The sequence below is a fragment of the Microlunatus elymi genome, assembly GCF_007362775.1.
GTDB lineage: Bacteria > Actinomycetota > Actinomycetes > Propionibacteriales > Propionibacteriaceae > Microlunatus > Microlunatus elymi.
In genome coordinates, this window is record NZ_CP041692.1 from 1160754 (window position 1) to 1176957 (window position 16204).

General features: G+C 65.0%; 14 protein-coding genes and 1 pseudogene. 8 read left to right on the plus strand and 7 right to left on the minus strand.

Annotation, left to right across the window (positions count from 1 at the left end):
• The first annotated feature begins 96 nt into the window (after nt 1–96).
• Nucleotides 97–1884 carry an FAD-dependent oxidoreductase gene (locus tag FOE78_RS05165; protein ID WP_143985359.1) on the plus strand — a complete coding sequence of 596 codons (1788 nt, stop codon included), beginning with the start codon at nt 97–99 and terminating at the stop codon, nt 1882–1884.
• A 176-nt stretch (nt 1885–2060) separates the two neighbouring features.
• Here FOE78_RS05165 and FOE78_RS05170 read toward each other — a convergent pair whose 3' ends face one another.
• The gene (locus tag FOE78_RS05170; protein WP_228266053.1) at nt 2061–2567 is read right to left on the minus strand and encodes a sugar O-acetyltransferase; all 507 of its coding nucleotides are present in this window, start codon (nt 2565–2567) and stop codon (nt 2061–2063) included.
• A gap of 307 nt (nt 2568–2874) precedes the next feature.
• Entirely contained in the window at nt 2875–3453 is a 579-nt protein-coding gene (locus FOE78_RS05175) for a hypothetical protein (protein ID WP_143985361.1), read from the minus strand.
• A gap of 165 nt (nt 3454–3618) precedes the next feature.
• Between FOE78_RS05175 and FOE78_RS05180 the strand changes: the two genes are divergently transcribed.
• On the plus strand, nt 3619–4008 hold the full coding sequence (locus tag FOE78_RS05180) for a GrpB family protein (RefSeq protein WP_210414820.1): 390 nt from the start codon (nt 3619–3621) through the stop codon (nt 4006–4008).
• A 339-nt stretch (nt 4009–4347) separates the two neighbouring features.
• Nucleotides 4348–4593, plus strand: a pseudogene (locus FOE78_RS24700) (hypothetical protein); the annotation flags it as partial.
• A gap of 39 nt (nt 4594–4632) precedes the next feature.
• Here the strand turns inward: FOE78_RS24700 and FOE78_RS05185 are convergent.
• A complete protein-coding gene (locus FOE78_RS05185; protein WP_143985362.1) occupies nt 4633–5940 on the minus strand; it encodes an ISL3 family transposase in 1308 nt (435 codons plus the stop codon).
• 454 nt (nt 5941–6394) lie between these two features.
• Between FOE78_RS05185 and FOE78_RS05190 the strand changes: the two genes are divergently transcribed.
• The 4 genes from FOE78_RS05190 to FOE78_RS05205 all read left to right on the plus strand — a co-directional run bounded on the left by FOE78_RS05190 (nt 6395) and on the right by FOE78_RS05205 (nt 10363).
• Nucleotides 6395–7189 (plus strand): transposase, encoded by a 795-nt coding sequence (locus FOE78_RS05190; RefSeq protein WP_266095022.1) that lies wholly within the window; start codon nt 6395–6397, stop codon nt 7187–7189.
• Between the two features lie 500 nt (nt 7190–7689).
• Nucleotides 7690–8622 carry a DUF3825 domain-containing protein gene (locus FOE78_RS05195; RefSeq protein WP_143985363.1) on the plus strand — a complete coding sequence of 311 codons (933 nt, stop codon included), beginning with the start codon at nt 7690–7692 and terminating at the stop codon, nt 8620–8622.
• Nucleotides 8623–8732: 110 nt separating this feature from the next.
• Nucleotides 8733–10040: an ISL3 family transposase gene (locus FOE78_RS05200; RefSeq protein WP_143985364.1), complete on the plus strand. Its 1308-nt coding sequence runs from the start codon at nt 8733–8735 to the stop codon at nt 10038–10040.
• A gap of 20 nt (nt 10041–10060) precedes the next feature.
• Nucleotides 10061–10363, plus strand: coding sequence for a DUF3825 domain-containing protein (locus tag FOE78_RS05205; protein ID WP_210414821.1), 303 nt, complete (start codon nt 10061–10063; stop codon nt 10361–10363).
• 226 nt (nt 10364–10589) lie between these two features.
• Here the strand turns inward: FOE78_RS05205 and FOE78_RS05210 are convergent, their stop codons facing one another.
• Nucleotides 10590–11702: a hypothetical protein gene (locus FOE78_RS05210; protein ID WP_143985366.1), complete on the minus strand. Its 1113-nt coding sequence runs from the start codon at nt 11700–11702 to the stop codon at nt 10590–10592.
• Between the two features lie 185 nt (nt 11703–11887).
• Nucleotides 11888–12343, minus strand: coding sequence for a tyrosine-type recombinase/integrase (locus FOE78_RS24705; protein ID WP_210414822.1), 456 nt, complete (start codon nt 12341–12343; stop codon nt 11888–11890).
• A gap of 78 nt (nt 12344–12421) precedes the next feature.
• Between FOE78_RS24705 and FOE78_RS05220 the strand changes: the two genes are divergently transcribed.
• Nucleotides 12422–12751 (plus strand): hypothetical protein, encoded by a 330-nt coding sequence (locus FOE78_RS05220; protein ID WP_210414823.1) that lies wholly within the window; start codon nt 12422–12424, stop codon nt 12749–12751.
• A 109-nt stretch (nt 12752–12860) separates the two neighbouring features.
• Here FOE78_RS05220 and FOE78_RS05225 read toward each other — a convergent pair whose 3' ends face one another.
• Together FOE78_RS05225 and FOE78_RS05230 are read right to left on the minus strand one after the other, a co-directional pair.
• Nucleotides 12861–14126 (minus strand): PIN domain-containing protein, encoded by a 1266-nt coding sequence (locus FOE78_RS05225; RefSeq protein WP_143985368.1) that lies wholly within the window; start codon nt 14124–14126, stop codon nt 12861–12863.
• Complete coding sequence (locus tag FOE78_RS05230) at nt 14123–15676, minus strand: hypothetical protein (RefSeq protein WP_143985369.1); 1554 nt, start codon at nt 15674–15676, stop codon at nt 14123–14125. Before FOE78_RS05230 ends, FOE78_RS05225 begins: the two co-directional genes overlap by 4 nt.
• Nucleotides 15677–16204: the final 528 nt, after the last annotated feature.

Below are 16204 nucleotides of genomic sequence, written 5' to 3' on the forward strand. Positions count from 1 at the left end.
GGGCGGACCCCCGACCGGCGAGCAGCCACAGACCGGGCCGGCAGACGAGCATCGAATCCTCGCCCAACCCGTACCTGATCAATTCGAAGGAACCGCATGAGTCTCACATCGACGACCGCCGCGACAGCTGAAACCGTCGAGTGTGACGTCGCAGTCATCGGCGGCGGGCTTGGCGGCATCGCCGCAGCACTGGCCGCGGCGGCCGCGGGTCAACGGGTCGTCCTGACCTGTGACCAGCCAGTCCTTGGCGGGCAGATCACCAGCCAACTCGTTCCGGCTCTGGACGAACATCCGTACGTGGAGACGTTCGGCTCGTCGGCGTCCTACCGGCGTTTCCGCGATCTGATCCGGTCCCGGTACGACGGCGTCGCCAATCCCGGCGGCGGCTGGGTGAGCCGGCTCTGCTTCGAATCGTCCGCGGGCCTGTCAGCGATCGAGGAAATGCTGAACCCGTACATCGCGACCGGGCAACTCACAGTTCTCCTCGACATCAGCCCGGCGCTGGTTCTTCGCGACGGGGCACGGATCAGTGCGGTCGAACTCACCGGGGCCGCCGGCATCGTGCAGGTCCGTGCCAACATGTTCTGTGACGCCACCGAAACCGGTGACCTGCTCCCGCTCTCCGACGCCGCCTGGGTCGTCGGATCGGAGGGACGCGACGCGTACGGCGAATCACTGGCCATTCCGGGCGGTCCCCGCCCGGGCGCGGTGCAATCGTGCACGGTCGGGTTCGTCGTCGAACACGACCCGGACGGAAACTACGTCGGCCAGGAGCCGCCGGGCTATCGCCGGTGGCGTGACAGTCAACCGTTCACCCTCGAGATCGCGGGCGCGGACGGCCAAACCCATCGGTACCGGATGTTCACCGAAGGTCCGGACGGCAGACCGCCGTTCTGGACCTACCGGCGGCTGCGTGACGGCGCGACCCTCGGCGGACGCGACCTCGCGCTGATCAACTGGTCCAGCAACGACTACGCGGCCAGATCGCTCATCCACGAACCCGACCTCGCCCATGCTGAGGCACGCGACCTGTCGCTCAGTTTCCTACACTGGCTGCGCACGGAGTGCCCACGCGACGACGGCGGACACGGCTATCCGGGGCTGCGCCTGGTGCCCGTGGCCGCGGGGACACCGGACGGCCTTGCCGCTCAGCCTTATGTGCGAGAATCTCGCCGGCTCCGGCTCACCCAGCCGATCACCGAACACGATCTGCTCCGGCGTCCCGGCCACGCACGCGCAACCCAAATGCCGGACTCCGGCGGGATCGCCCTGTACAACCTCGACCTGCACGCCCGCGTCGGATACGACGCCGACAGCACCGAAGCGCCGATCGCCAACGTCACCAGCGCCCCGTTCCAGGTCCCGCTGCACGCCCTGGTCACCGATGAACCCGCCAACCTGCTGATGGCCGCCAAGAACCTCGCCGCCACCCAAGTGGCCGCCGGCGCCTACCGCGTCCACAACGGCGAGTGGGCCGTCGGAGAAGCCGCAGGAACGCTCGCTGCACAGGCAGTCGCCAGAAACCTGGCACCGCACGCACTGCTCAACCATCCACATGAACGCCATGCCGTACAACGTGCACTGCTCCGAGGCGGCGTACCGATCACCTGGATCGAGGACATCGAGCCAGACGACCCGCTTTATGTGCCAGCCCAACTTCTCGTCACCGCAGGTGGACTCGGACAGAACCGAGCGGCCAGCCTCAGGATCGAGCCCCAAAGCGTCGCCGACGAGAGCGATCGGATCGCGCTCCGAGACGCAGCCAACTCGCTGCTCGGAGGCGAGCCAGTGCCCGAGAACGCCCTGCCGCCGGCAGGTTCGAGCTGGGCAGAGGTCGTACGATCTCTGGCCCCTGCCCTTGATCGAGCGGTTGCTGGGACGTAGCAGCCTTGCCAGTGACGCCGAGCGCCCCGGCGGTGGGCCTGATCGACTCCCCATCCAGGAGTGGGTGCCGGCAGAGATGCTCGGCCAGGCCCCCGTGGTCGGTGCCAGCTGCCGGGCAATCCAAGCTACGTCCCGGATTCTGATCGCCCGGCTGGCATCCCGTTGCGCGCCTCGTGCTACGGCGCAGGGGTCAGGTCTCGGCGTTTGATGTATCCGTTGCTACTGATGACGCAGTTGGCTGGGACATCTCTTGCCACGACGGTCCCCGCGGCGATGACTGAGCCGGAACCGATCCGCACTCCGGCTGTCACCGTCGCGTTCGCGCCGATCCAGACGTTGGACTCGATCACGATAGGCGCGACAGTGATCCCGTCGAACCGTTCCGCTGGCTCTACCGGATGCCCCGCGGTGCTGAGCGTGACGCCAGGTCCGATCATGGTGCGGTCGCCAATCGTGATCCCGCCCATGTCGTAGAACGCGCAGTTCTGGTTCACGAACACCCGGTCCCCGAACTCGAGATTGAGCCCGTAGTCGCAGTAGAACGGCGGGTAGACCGTGAGTGTCTCAGGGGCGGGCCGGCCGAGTATCTCGCTCAGAAGTGCCATCCGCCCGTCGATGTCGCTGTGGCGCAGCACGTTGAGCCGTGAGGTCAGCTCCATGACGATCTGCGTCCGTTCGGTCACAGCGCGTGCCTCCGGAGTTCGCCGGGGAATCAGCCGCTCATTTCGCATCGCCTCATCCTGACATCGCACTCGCGTGGCCGTGCACCGGATCCCGGGCAACCCAGATCACTTCGCCGCTTCTGACCGCCAGCTGCCGATCGGGTACCGGTGGTCCGCGGCAGGCCGAGAACAGCGGTACCGCAAGCACCACCGAGATCATCAGGAGCGGCCGGCGACCGCGCGGTGTGGTGGATGACGTCGGTGACACCACGGCACCATCATCGAGCAACGAGGCGACGAGCGCTCGGGATGATGATGGCCGTCCGTACTACACGGTTGTCGCGATGAGATCGCGGAATTGTCCGGCGGCGATGTGACGGGTCACTTGGCGTATCTGGTGATCGATGCTGCTGCGCTGGGCAGGGTGGCGCTGCCATCTCTGCAGGAGCTCCGCCATAGTCTCGGCCATCGGGAGGGACGGGCCGGAGCAGGCGGCTCGCCAGTGCCCGTACCAGCTGATGCAGGCCGCGGTGATTGCCGGTGGCACGGCATCGTGTTCCAACCGGCCCAGGTAGACGTGGTCGGTCAGCGTGATGGCTCCGACGCTGTCGGCACGTCCGCCGAAGTGGCGTACCAGCCGGTCGCGAAGCTCGCGCAGGTGTGGGTCGGATTCGTGACAGTCGGCGATCGCCTCACGCAATGGCCCCGACCGGCCGGCGGCCAGTTCGGCCCGGGCCAGCGCCGGCAAGTCTTCAATGCCTGCCTCGGGGAGGATCGAGTTGGCCGCCTCGACGATCAACGCCTTGGGCCCGTGTCCCGGGCCCAGGTGGTGGTCGGGCACCGCGAAATGCGCCTCGTAGCGCCGGTTGAGGTCCTTGCCTGCTCCGGCTTCCAGATTCAGCCACATTCGATCAACCCTTGCACAACCGTCGGGGCCCGTTCATCGGGGAAGACCTCGAAACGCCGACACGCCCGGTCATGGATCATCCGCCAGGACCCGGTCAGGCGGCCGCCAGCACGTCGGTCTGCGAACGGATCCTGGTGGTCATCTTCTGGGAGGTGATAATCGATCGTGCGCTTGGATCGAATTCACATCGAGGACTACGACCCGAACTGGCCGCGCATGTTCGAGCAGCAGGAGCGGATTGTGACGCCGACGTTGGCTGGCTGTCTGCTCATGCCGATTGAGCACATCGGCAGCACTTCCGTTCCCGGGCTACCGGCCAAACCGATCATCGACATGCTCGGCGTAGTCGACAGCTACGACGCCGTTGCAGCGGCCCTGTCGGGGCTGGCCGATGTCAACTGGCTCCTCGCTCCCGAGCCGGGAGACGAGACTGCTCGCAAATACTCGCTGTGCTACCCGTCCATCGAGTTACGCAGCGCCATTCATCCAAGAGACCCTCGTCGCGGCGAGACAGTGGCGCTCGGCAGGCGCCTCCCAGGCTCAGCAGGCAGGTGACCTGTGACGGATCCCGTCCGGATCTCGGGGAGCTGCCACCCTGTCCAGTGGGACCCAAGATGGGAGTGCCGAGCATGGCTTCGCGGCAACGTCGCGTGCTGCTGGTCCTGGGATCGCTGGTCTCCTCGTATCCTGCGCGGCAATCATCCTCTTGGTACGGTTTGCCATCAGCACTTCCAGCGGTGGTGGCCGGGCTGGTGCGATCGTGCTCAGCGTCATTCTGCTGACCAACATCGCGCTCAACGTTGGACGCATTCGACGGAATAGGCGTAACTCGCCGCCACGCTAACTAGTGCAGCACTCAGACGACTTTCGGGGGAAGATGCCGTCCGTCTCCTCGCCATCCATAACTGCAAAGGCCTGGAGTTTGAAAAGGTGGTCGTCCGTGGCGTGGAGGACGAGCTCTTTTGGTTCGATGAAGCCGGGGAGAATAGATCCAAATTTTTGTCGCTATATCTCGGGCGAAGCAGAACCTCATCCCTACCTGGACGTCGATGCGTCCCCTACCACCGGGAGCGCCTCGGAATTGGAACGTCCACCGACACGCCTACCAAGAGTTCCTCGACAACGCAGTCGACTAGATAAAGCCGCGACACTCCAGAGGCCCCGGTGTTTACCGGCTCTTCAGAATCGACGGTGTAGTTGGGGTCTGAATCCTCCGGCTTCGAGCAGGCTACGGGCGATGTAGTTGGTGAGGTTGCGGAATCCGAGGGCGGAGCCGCGGAGGTGTTCGAGGCGGCCGTTGATCGCTTCGGTAGGTCCGTTGGAGGTGTGGGGCCGGTCGAAGTAGGCGATCACGTCAGCAGCGCGGCGTTTCAGGGTGCGGCCGAGTTTGCCGATCTCGACCAGCGCGGCCGGAACGTTGTCGGAGATCGCGTCGACGACTCGTTTCATGATCATCTTCCCGGCCGTCCGGTCGGGCGCCCGGTAGGCAGCGATCACCTGTTGGTAGATGCCCCAGGTCACTTCGACCTCGACATGCCGGTCGGTGGCGAACAGGTTGGCCAGTCGGTCACGTTGTTTGTCGGTGAGGAGATCTTGCCCGGTGAGCAGGGTCCGGCGGGCACTGTAGAGAGGATCACCCTTGCGGCCGCGGTGGCCCAGAGTTTGCTGCTGGACCCGTTGCCGGCACTGTTCCAACGCGTCCCCGGCCAGGCGGACCATGTGGAATGGGTCCATCACGGTGACCGCCTCGGGTAGTTCCTCGGTGGCCGCGGTTTTGTAGCCGGTGAACCCGTCCATGCCGACGACCTCGATCTGGTCGCGCCAGGCTTGTGGTCGATCGTTCAGCCAGGTCTTGAACACCTGCTTGGAGCGGCCCTCGATCATGTCCAGCAGCCGCGCGGGTCCCCTCCGATCCCGCACCGGCGTCATGTCGATGATCACGGTGACGAACTTGTCCCCGTGGCGGGTGTGCCGCCAGGAGTGTTCGTCGATCCCGATCACCCGCACACCGTCGAACCGGGCCGGATCATCAATCAAGACCCGCTTGCCTTCGGCCAGGATCGCGGTGTTGGCGGTGTTCCATGACACCGCGAGTCCTTCGGCGATCCGGGCCACCGTCAGGTGCTGACACACGATCCCTTCCAAGGCCCACCGCAAACCAGCTCGCGACAGTTTGGCTCGTGGTTCGGCCGCCCGGCTGGTGTCTTGGCGCCACACATGCCCGCAGCCCGTACAGCGGTACCGGCGGACCGTGACGACCAACGTGGTGGGCCGCCACCCGAGCGGCTCGTGCGCCAGCCGCCGCACCACACTGTCGCGGGCAATGCCCTGACAGCCGCAGCGGTGACACCAATCATCAGCATCGACGACCCGGCAGGCCAGCTCGGCCCGGCCGGCTTCGAGCCGCTGACCGACGACCTGAAGCCCGAGCGCGTCGAGCCGGCAGAACGTGGTCAGATCAGGGCACTGGAAGGTAGCGTTGTGCAACGTCGGGGTCTTTCCGATGGGCCGGTGTGAGAACCTCCATCATCGAAAGACCCCGACACCCACCAGCTCACCGACGCGCCGCCACTCGAGCGCGTTTGATCACATCCCAGCTACACCCTCAACTGCGAAGAGCCTGTTTACCGAGCGTACGAGTGTTGGGCTGGATGTGCACGCCCGATCGGTCGCGGCAGCGGCGATCGATGGGGTGACGGGTGAGTTGTTCGAAACGGCCCTGACTCCCGATGTTGAACACATCAGATCCTGGCTGGCTGGTCTGCCGGGTCCGGTGGCGGTGGTCTATGAGGCCGGTCCGACCGGGTTCGGGCTGTACCGGTTCCTGACCGGGGCCGGGATCCGGTGCGAGGTTGTGGCACCGTAGAAGCTGCAACGCCCCGCCGGTGATCGGGTCAAGACCGATGCCCGCGACGCGGTCCATCTGGCCCGGCTGCTGCGACTGGACGAGGTCTGCCCGGTCACGGTGCCGTCGATCGAGCAGGAAGCGGCCCGGGACCTGGTCCGGTCCAGGGAGGACTGCCGCGGTGATCTGATGCGGGCCTGGCACCGGCTGTCGAAACTGCTGCTGCGACACAGGATCGTCTACTACGGCGGCAACGCCTGGACCGGGGTCCACGACGGCTGGCTGTGCCGGCAACGGCTGGAAAGCCCGGCAGCGCAGTTGGCGTTGGAATCGGACTACGAAACCGTCCAAGCCGTCACCTTGCGACGGCACCGGCTCGACGTCGCGATCGCCGAACTCGCCGCTGACAGCCGATACACCCCGATCGTGCGGCGGCTGGGATGCCTGCGCGGCATCTCCACGTTGACCGCGTTCGGGCTGGCCGTGGAGATCGGGGACTGGACCCGGTTTACCGGCGCTTCGATCGGCCCGTTCGTCGGGCTGGTGCCGTCCGAGAACTCCTCCGGCCAATCCCGCCACCAGGGCCCGATCACCAAGACCGGGAACAGCCACGCCCGCCGGCTCCTGGTCGAAGCCGCCTGGCACCACCAACGCCCCTACCGGATCGGCAAGACCATGCTCGACCGATGGCAACTGGCCAGCCCCATCGCGCAGGCCCGCGGTGATGCCGGCAACCGGCGGCTGCACCGACAATGGATGAAGTTCATCGCCCGCAAGAAACGCCACCCCGTCGCCAACGTCGCCATCGCTCGCGAGCTGGCCGGCTGGTGCTGGTCCCTGGCCACCCTCGACGATGTCGGCGATCTCGGTGACCGGCCGATGACCGGGTAACCCCCACAAACGGTCTCGTTGATCATCGGTAGCCCGCTTCCGGAGCAACCCGCGCCACCACTATGAGCAGACCAAGACAAGACTTCTCGGTCGACGCTCGGTCCTAGACACGCGGACAGGCTCCAGCCGAACAGCACCGTCCTGCGGTAACCAACCCGCGCATATCAGGCTTGACCCGACGCGTCGCGAACGCCACCCATGATCAACAAGACACCGGAGAACCGCCGAGAACCCATCCCGACGGCGCTTCACCCTGCCCACTTTCCCGATCCGGCCAAGACCGGACAGCACCAACGACAAACACCCACTACATACCAGTGGTCAGCGGGCCGGAGGCGGCGCGCTGTCGCCCGCCGGGCCGGAATGCGGCGGTATGACCCAGCTCTGCCGCCGCCGGTGGCGAAGCGAAATGGTCTACAAAGGGAGTACCGAAGTCGCCACAGACGCCTCGATCCGGCCCTAGGCTTACGGCCAGCCGCAACGATGAGGAGGGCGTCGACATGCCAACGGGGAGTATCAAGGTCATCGATTTCGAACGCGGGTTTGCGTTTATCGCTCCCGACGATGGAAGTAATGATGTCTACGTACGTCTTTCGACGACCGAATCGGTCTCGCTGCTTCGAAGGGGATTGCAGGTCAACTATGTAATTATCGAAACGGGGGCGGGCAAACGTGAAGCGGGGAACGTGGTCCCGGCGAATGATGCCGACGTCGCGACACGCTCCACTCACGGATGGGTGAAATTCTGGAATAATGTCAAGGGATTTGGATTCGTTTCGACCGGCGACGGTCCTGACCTCTACTTGGCGCGACGTTCCACGCGGTTCGATGGGAGCCAGCTTCCATCCGAGGGCGACGAAGTCGATGTCGAGTATGTGCACACAGGTGAGAGAAACCCAGTTGTCATCAAGCTGACGATCACCCGCTTGGCTCCATGGAAGCCTTCTGGGATCGCGCTGTTCGACTTTGCTGAGATGGGAGGCAGGGCGCAGTCCGTTGACCAATTGGCTGCGCTCGCGGAGCCGGAACCTTGGGACAACGGTCATGAACCGACTGGGGGTAAGCCGATCCTGGACTCGTATCTCCGCTACACGTACGTGCGCTTGGTCGAGGAGGGAAAGGTAAGTACTTCCTCAGACAATACGTACGCGTCATTCAATACCGGGCTGGTGACTCCCATGCAAGAGGAGATCTTCGCGCTATTCATTCGCAATCCATCGCCGGACAGGCAGCCTTGGCAACTCCTTGGGTTTAGGAAGCGGTCGGACCGCCTTATGCTTACCCATTTTGGGCACGCCTTGCCTGATCTCGCCAACTACTTCGACGACCCAGGCGTCCTGCTTTACGATCGACGGCTTCAACTGCACATAAACATAGATCACGTGATCGAGCATCTTGAGAGGTTTCCGGGCTCTTCGCAGTTGAGGGTGTAGCTGGGATGTGATCAAACGCGCTCGAGTGGCGGCGCGTCGGTGAGCTGGTGGGTGTCGGGGTCTTTCGATGATGGAGGTTCTCACACCGGCCCATCGGAAAGACCCCGACGTTGCACAACGCTACCTTCCAGTGCCCTGATCTGACCACGTTCTGCCGGCTCGACGCGCTCGGGCTTCAGGTCGTCGGTCAGCGGCTCGAAGCCGGCCGGGCCGAGCTGGCCTGCCGGGTCGTCGATGCTGATGATTGGTGTCACCGCTGCGGCTGTCAGGGCATTGCCCGCGACAGTGTGGTGCGGCGGCTGGCGCACGAGCCGCTCGGGTGGCGGCCCACCACGTTGGTCGTCACGGTCCGCCGGTACCGCTGTACGGGCTGCGGGCATGTGTGGCGCCAAGACACCAGCCGGGCGGCCGAACCACGAGCCAAACTGTCGCGAGCTGGTTTGCGGTGGGCCTTGGAAGGGATCGTGTGTCAGCACCTGACGGTGGCCCGGATCGCCGAAGGACTCGCGGTGTCATGGAACACCGCCAACACCGCGATCCTGGCCGAAGGCAAGCGGGTCTTGATTGATGATCCGGCCCGGTTCGACGGTGTGCGGGTGATCGGGGTCGACGAACACTCCTGGCGGCACACCCGCCACGGGGACAAGTTCGTCACCGTGATCATCGACATGACGCCGGTGCGGGATCGGAGGGGACCCGCGCGGCTGCTGGACATGATCGAGGGCCGCTCCAAGCAGGTGTTCAAGACCTGGCTGAACGATCGACCACAAGCCTGGCGCGACCAGATCGAGGTCGTCGGCATGGACGGGTTCACCGGCTACAAAACCGCGGCCACCGAGGAACTACCCGAGGCGGTCACCGTGATGGACCCATTCCACATGGTCCGCCTGGCCGGGGACGCGTTGGAACAGTGCCGGCAACGGGTCCAGCAGCAAACTCTGGGCCACCGCGGCCGCAAGGGTGATCCTCTCTACAGTGCCCGCCGGACCCTGCTCACCGGGCAAGATCTCCTCACCGACAAACAACGTGACCGACTGGCCAACCTGTTCGCCACCGACCGGCATGTCGAGGTCGAAGTGACCTGGGGCATCTACCAACAGGTGATCGCTGCCTACCGGGCGCCCGACCGGACGGCCGGGAAGATGATCATGAAACGAGTCGTCGACGCGATCTCCGACAACGTTCCGGCCGCGCTGGTCGAGATCGGCAAACTCGGCCGCACCCTGAAACGCCGCGCTGCTGACGTGATCGCCTACTTCGACCGGCCCCACACCTCCAACGGACCTACCGAAGCGATCAACGGCCGCCTCGAACACCTCCGCGGCTCCGCCCTCGGATTCCGCAACCTCACCAACTACATCGCCCGTAGCCTGCTCGAAGCCGGAGGATTCAGACCCCAACTACACCGTCGATTCTGAAGAGCCGGTTTCCGGAGCCGTTGAACGCCAACGAGTTTCTCGCCAGACAGGCCATCCAGGCCGCTGAAGTCAACACTCGATCACGCGTCTATCGCAACTATAAGGCAGCGATTCCTCAGTGGTATCGCGACTCCCACAGCGATCATGCCTCGGTTCAGCTGCTCCTGCCATTGTGTCTGCGCCAGCCAGACAAGGCCGACCTAGCCCTCGTGGTCGATCGAGTGGGCGATTCCTACCGCGGCAACACCGTGCTCACGCTGGATATGGCGTACCGGAACGCTCGACTGCTGGCTCGTCCGGACAGTGACTGGCTCATTCCCTAGGCGGTCATGCGGCATCGGTCGAGTCAGAACGTCGACCTGGCCGGCGAGCGTCATGCGGCGGAATGACGCGTGGCGCGGCCACGTGCCCTGTCGATCAGCGGACCGATCAATCGGCGCCTACGAGCCGCTCCATCCACGCACCTACTCGTCGTCGGGCCACGGCTTGCCAGGTGGCCAAGGGTTCGGAAGTCCGAAGAACCGGTCCGCTCTTATTGGGGCTGAGACCTCAACTAGCGTGCTGTCGACAAGACTGAGGGTACCGCCCGGCAACCCGACGGCTTTCGGGAAGCTCGTGGACCGGGTTCGGGTGCCGCCACAGGGTCGTCTCCGCCCGCTGCACGTGATACGGCATTAGCTGATTCACGAGGAGAACGCCAGAGACGTTGCGGTTGGTCCACCCCGGTGGCGTGCCAAAGTAGCCATCCGGCAACCTGACTTCCCGGGTAACGATCGTACCGTCGGGCGCCTTGCCGAACTGCACGGCGACGTGCCCATACATGGCGTTGCAGCTGTGCCAACGGTCCCTATCGTGAATGTAAGTGCCGATCGCGATGATGAACGGCGCTCCGAGGTCCCCGTACTCGTGGTGCTTCGTCGCCAATGCCTTCTTGATCGCCGGTGCGTCATCGATGAAGTCGACATCCGTGTGCCCGTAGACACCGATTGCCCTGTCGTCCGGCCTCGTGCCTCTGGCTTCCGGCTTCTTCGGAACTGCTCTGAACGTAACCGTCCAGCCCTCGTGCTCCCATCGATGCGTCGGAGCTGCGTCCGCGTCCCACGGGGCGTCGGGGTCGAGGTCAGTGAGCCAGCGCTGTAGGTTCCCCCGTAGGCGTGCTGAGGCGGGTTGCGATGTGCCCTCGTCGAGCTCGTCCAGCCACAGCATGAAGTTGGGGTCGCCCAACCGATTCACCGTGTCGAACAGTACGGCTCGACGTTGCGCCGCCGCTTTCTCGGCTGGAGTCGATCCGGGCGCGATGGCCTCGATAAAGAATCGAACGACGTCGCGTTGAGCGAGGAAGTCCGGGCGGCGACTAGTGCCCTGGACATGGGGATGGATCGTGACCGTGTACCCAGCCCTTGCGAGGCTTTCGTGCAGGTAAAGTTCCAGGAATGCGCTGCGGAACTGTTCGTCGTCGCGGGAACGGAACCGCTGCCGCAGGTCGTTGTACTCCTCGTCACTGGGGATGCGGTCGAGCCACTCCTGCATGAGCGCACGAGGGTGCTTCCAATATTCACCCGCGATACGGTTGAGGAACTCGCAACTCGACTCCCGGCGGGTCGACGGCGTGGCGTCGGTTCGCTCGAAGTTGTCGAACAGCAGTTGACGTTGTTGCCCCATGCAGGCCAGCGTGCCAGTACTCGCCGACCGCGACCTCGTCATGCGCGTTGCCGTCTGCGCGGGTGTCTTCAGGAGAGCGGTCGATCGGATCGGCACGTCCGGTCGTTTCCGTGGTGCTGACGCGGCGGTATGACGCCTGCTCGTTGGGGAGAGGCGGTGCGTCTGCGGCCGTGAGCCGTCAGCGATCAATGGTCTTTACAGTGGCTACAAGTCCCGCGGTTTGATGAGCCTCGACTCATGTAGGACTCCGAATCACGAGGGTTGGCGAGGTGTTTGCCATGATCGACAACGCGAGCCGAGATCGGTAGGGCGATGGAGACGCCGGCGACGTAGGCGGTGAAGTGGACGGCGTGACGGTCGAGGTTGCCGGGCGCTCGGTCGTAGTGCTCGGTAGTGCGGGGATCGGCATGCCGGGCGAGGATCTGAGCGTCGCGGAGTGGGACGCCGGCGTCGAGGGCGTTGGTGATGGCGGCGTGCCGCAGTGAGTGTGGGCTGATGTGGCGGGGGATTGCGGCGAGTTTTGCGATCCGGGTGATCATTCGGTAGGCGTCGCGTCGGTCGATTGCGTTGTGGGTCGGTGGTCGCAGTATTAATGGGCCTTCGGTGCGTTGGCCGCGCCAGGCTTCAAGTGCCCGTAGCACAGGGATGGTGAGTGGCTTGACGAGCCGGAGTTCGTGCCGTCCAGCCCAGCTGGCTGGTTCAGAGGGAGGGATCCGTCGGTGACGAAGGCTGTCCTAGCCAGCGCATGGGTTCCAGGAGCGCGGGTCCTCTACATCGGAAAGGCGAGTGCCGGAACGTCTGGCCGGCGGGGCCTGGCGAAGCGCCTCGACGAGTTCCGGAGGCACGGTGCCGGCGAGGCGGTCGGCCACTGGGGAAGCAGGTACCTCTGGCAGCTGGCAGACAGCGGGGAGCTGCTCGTCGCCTGGTGCAAGACTCCCCATGCCGACGCCGAAGGCCTCGAATCAAAGCTCATCAAACAGTTTGAATTCGACTGGGGCAGTCGTCCGTTCGCCAACCGCAAGACCGGCAAAGCTATCAATGCGGGGTAGGTGCTCGCGGCAGTATGACAGCTGGTGGCTGTCAGCCGACCTGCGTACTCATCACGACTGGCGGCGACATGTCGCGTTGGTCAGATTCTTGCGATGCGATGGCTAGTCGCTAGTCCTTACTCGTGAAGATGATTCGGACGGCATCGATCCTGTCTTCCTCGCTGAGGTTCCTCACGAGCATCAGGAGGAACTCGGCAGCCCGCGGAGCGCCGTGCTTTTTGGCGATCTGGATATATGTGCGGGCCAAGACTGCTGGGAGCGGATCGAGAACTCCTGTCAGTTCGTCCATAGCGTCCCGGATGCCTTGCATGACGAACGGCAAGGTGTCGGGCCCTAGCCACGGCTGAGCCAACTGGTTGGTAAGCAGGATCTCCAGGTTTCCGGAAGCGCTCTGTACGTTTCCGTCAGTGATACGCACCAGCCCGAGCGCGACCGCGGCTGTCCATTGGGTGATGCCGGTAGGCGACGACGAGGCGGTGCGGGCGATGGCTGTGTTGGCGAATCGGACACAACCGGCTGGATCGGTCCAGGAATGCGCTCGAGCTAGTGCGGCGGCAGCCCCCTTGGGCGCCCAGCCGTCAAGCTCCGCCGCGAGCGTTAGGACGTCCGGGTCGAAATCCAGATCGACGTGATAGCCGGCGATCAACTTGGCCCGCACGGCTGCCCCGAGAGCTGGCGCGAGGAGACCGGCTCCCTCTAGCGCCGAGAGGAGCTCGACTGTTCCAAACGCCTGGACACCTTCAGAAGCGGCGAGTTGCCGCAGGGCCCGGTCGTCGCACCAAAAGGCGCGTTGCTCAGAGATTGCCAGATCCAGTGCGCTGAGCCAGGTGCCGTCACTGGCGAACTCTGCGAAGCGTTTGAGGCCGGGCCAGCCGCGGCGTTCGGAACGTGCCAGAAGTTCGACGACCCGGTCCGCGCGCCGCGCGAACGCTTCTGCCTCGTCTTGGCCGGTCTCAGTGATGCGCGGGCGGTTCTGTTTTTCGTCCCAACCCAAGGTCATGGTCGAAAGCATGTCGAGGCTTTGCTGCGCGCCGAGTGCGTCGCGGTAGGCCGTGTCCGTTGTCTCGAGAGCCAGGAACGCACCCACGAGGGTGTCAACGGTTGCCGGATCGAGCAGGGTGAGGGCCGCAGCAGCCGATGCGTCGATGACGACACGCGAACCGAAGGCGGCAGCCGCTGCGGCTTGGCCGACGATCGCCATCGGGGGCAGGTGGCTGTACACGAGGCCGGCGGCGGTCTTGATGCAGGCCTCGACGTATGTCCGAGAGGCCAGCTCGGCAGCGAGTCCCACCGGCAATTCGCCGCGCTCGACCTTTCCGCGGATGTCCTTCATCGCTGCGGTCTCGGTCGCGTGGTCCTTCAGCAGTGCAGTCAACGAGCCAAGGAGGTCATTTTCATCGAGAGTGATCTGTCGGAAGATCTGGTTTTCAGGGTGCGCCTTCGTGAATTCGTCGGTGCTTTGTGAAGTTCGCGAATATCGGCGTCGGCGACTTCGCGTTCGTGGCGGCTGAGGCCGCGGTAGATCTGAACGAGGAACACGCCTACGACGTCGGGCTCGTGCTGCCACGCCCTCATCATCTCCAGAGAACGCTGTACGAACTCGGGGCTGTCGTCGCATTCGGCAGCTAGGCCGATCCAGGTGCGAGCGTCGGCGGCGTCGCGAGGATCAACCGGCTTGCCCTGATAGGTAAGTGCGCGCCAGGCGTCATGGATGCCTCCGGCACGGACCAAGCTGTGAACGAGGGCCCACCTAATCGTGAGGTTTCCCGGCGCGAGCGTAACCATCTCTCGAGCAACGGCGAGGGAGCGACTGAACTCGCCCAGCGACTCAAGGGAGTCGAACTGGATCATCAGGGTTTCCAGTCGACCTGCCCAAGTTGCTCCACCGAGCGACAGAGCAGTGGCGGCGACGTCGTGGGCCTTCTCGTAGTCGCCGGCACTTGCGTACCGGGCGGCCGCCATTCGCATCATCAGCGGGTGGTTCCACCGCGCGCCACCGGCTTCGAGGACTGCCGCGGCGTCGGTCGCCTGCCCCTGCGCCGCGAGCCGTTCTGCCAGGAGGATCGTGAGCTCTTCAGAGTCGGTCGCACGAACCCGGAGTAGCGACATGTTCTCGTCGCTGCTCATCACCGCATGGATGGTTCGGATCCTCTCGATGGCCACGCTGTAGTCGCCAGACAACGAATCGAGGTCAGGCAGCGCCCCGCCGAGGGGCGCCAATGCGGCGGCGGTCTGGAGTCTCGAGGTGTCGTCCGGCGCGCAGTCCCACGCTCGGAGCCAGGCCTCTTCGGCATCGTGGAGGCGATCTTCGGAGAAGGCTTCCCAACCGGCGACGGTGTGAGAGACGAACGGATCGCCGAGCGCTTCGGCAACGGCCTGGGCGGTCTCGAACCGTCCCATCGTGGCGGCGAGGATGGCCGACTCCCGCCGTAACCTCACGTCGTGGGCTTCGTAGGCTAGAGCTGTCCCATCCGGTACTTCCTGTGTCAGACGCCACGCCCGGTCAATGTCAGTCGCGAGCGCGGACGCCTTCACCGCGGTGAGGATCGGTGCGACGCTGTCACCAAGCCAGGTGCGTCGCGAGTCGCGTGCCCGGATCGCCAGGTCATATGAGCGGGCGAAGTCATCGAGTGGATGGTCGCTCTGCCCGTAGTGGCCGCGGGACAGGAGAGCCTCGGCGGTCCTCAGGGTATTGCCGCTTCCTTCGGGATGCGCGGCGGCGGCGGCGATACCGATGGCGATGGCACGGTTGAAGTCACCTCGGCCGGTTACCGCTGCCGTCTGGAGAATGGCTCTGATGGACTGGTCATTGGGCTCTTCGGGGTCCCACGCATCCAGGATCTGCTCTGCGGCGGCGTACTCGCCCCGCGCGATCGCCTCGCCGGCTCCGGCGAGCGGATGCTTTGGATCGGAGCGTGCCCCCAAAGCTCGCGGGCGCGAACCGCGTCCTCAGGCGTGCCGGTGCCGACGATCAGGCCTGCGCGCGCCCACCAGTAAGAGGCTGAGGCGCCAGCGTCGACACCCTTGGAGATGAACTCGAGGGCAGCGTCGTTGGCGCCGTAGTCGGCGGCGACACACGCGAACCAGCACCATCCCTCAGCCGGAGCCTCGGCCAAGGGGCTCGGCGGGGTGGTACCCCACTGCTGAAGAAGGGTTCGACGGTCGCGGTCGGCAGCAAGGGTGATCACGAGCGCTCGGAACGGAGTCCACTGTGACGCGAGTTCGCGAGCCGTTTCGGCCCGCCACGGGTGGAGCTTCTCCAGAGCGCTGATGAGCGCGTCTTCGTCGCCGCCGGCCGTGAGCAGTGTTCGCTGCTCCCGAACAGCGGACTCGATTGCGTATTCCAGCCGGCGTGTCTGGGTCACGCGCCCGTCACCCTCCGGCATTCGGCGGAGAGCCTCGTCCCTTACGAGGTCGACGACGCGGGCCGCAGCAACGTCCGTGTCCGGTCCC

Coding starts and splice junctions, on each gene's coding strand:
- FOE78_RS05210 (WP_143985366.1), bottom strand. CDS start 11,702: ATGGGGCAACAACGTCAACTGCTGTTCGACAACTTCGAGCGAACCGAC.
- FOE78_RS05165 (WP_143985359.1), top strand. CDS start 97: ATGAGTCTCACATCGACGACCGCCGCGACAGCTGAAACCGTCGAGTGT.
- FOE78_RS05175 (WP_143985361.1), bottom strand. CDS start 3,453: ATGTGGCTGAATCTGGAAGCCGGAGCAGGCAAGGACCTCAACCGGCGC.
- FOE78_RS05195 (WP_143985363.1), top strand. CDS start 7,690: ATGCCAACGGGGAGTATCAAGGTCATCGATTTCGAACGCGGGTTTGCG.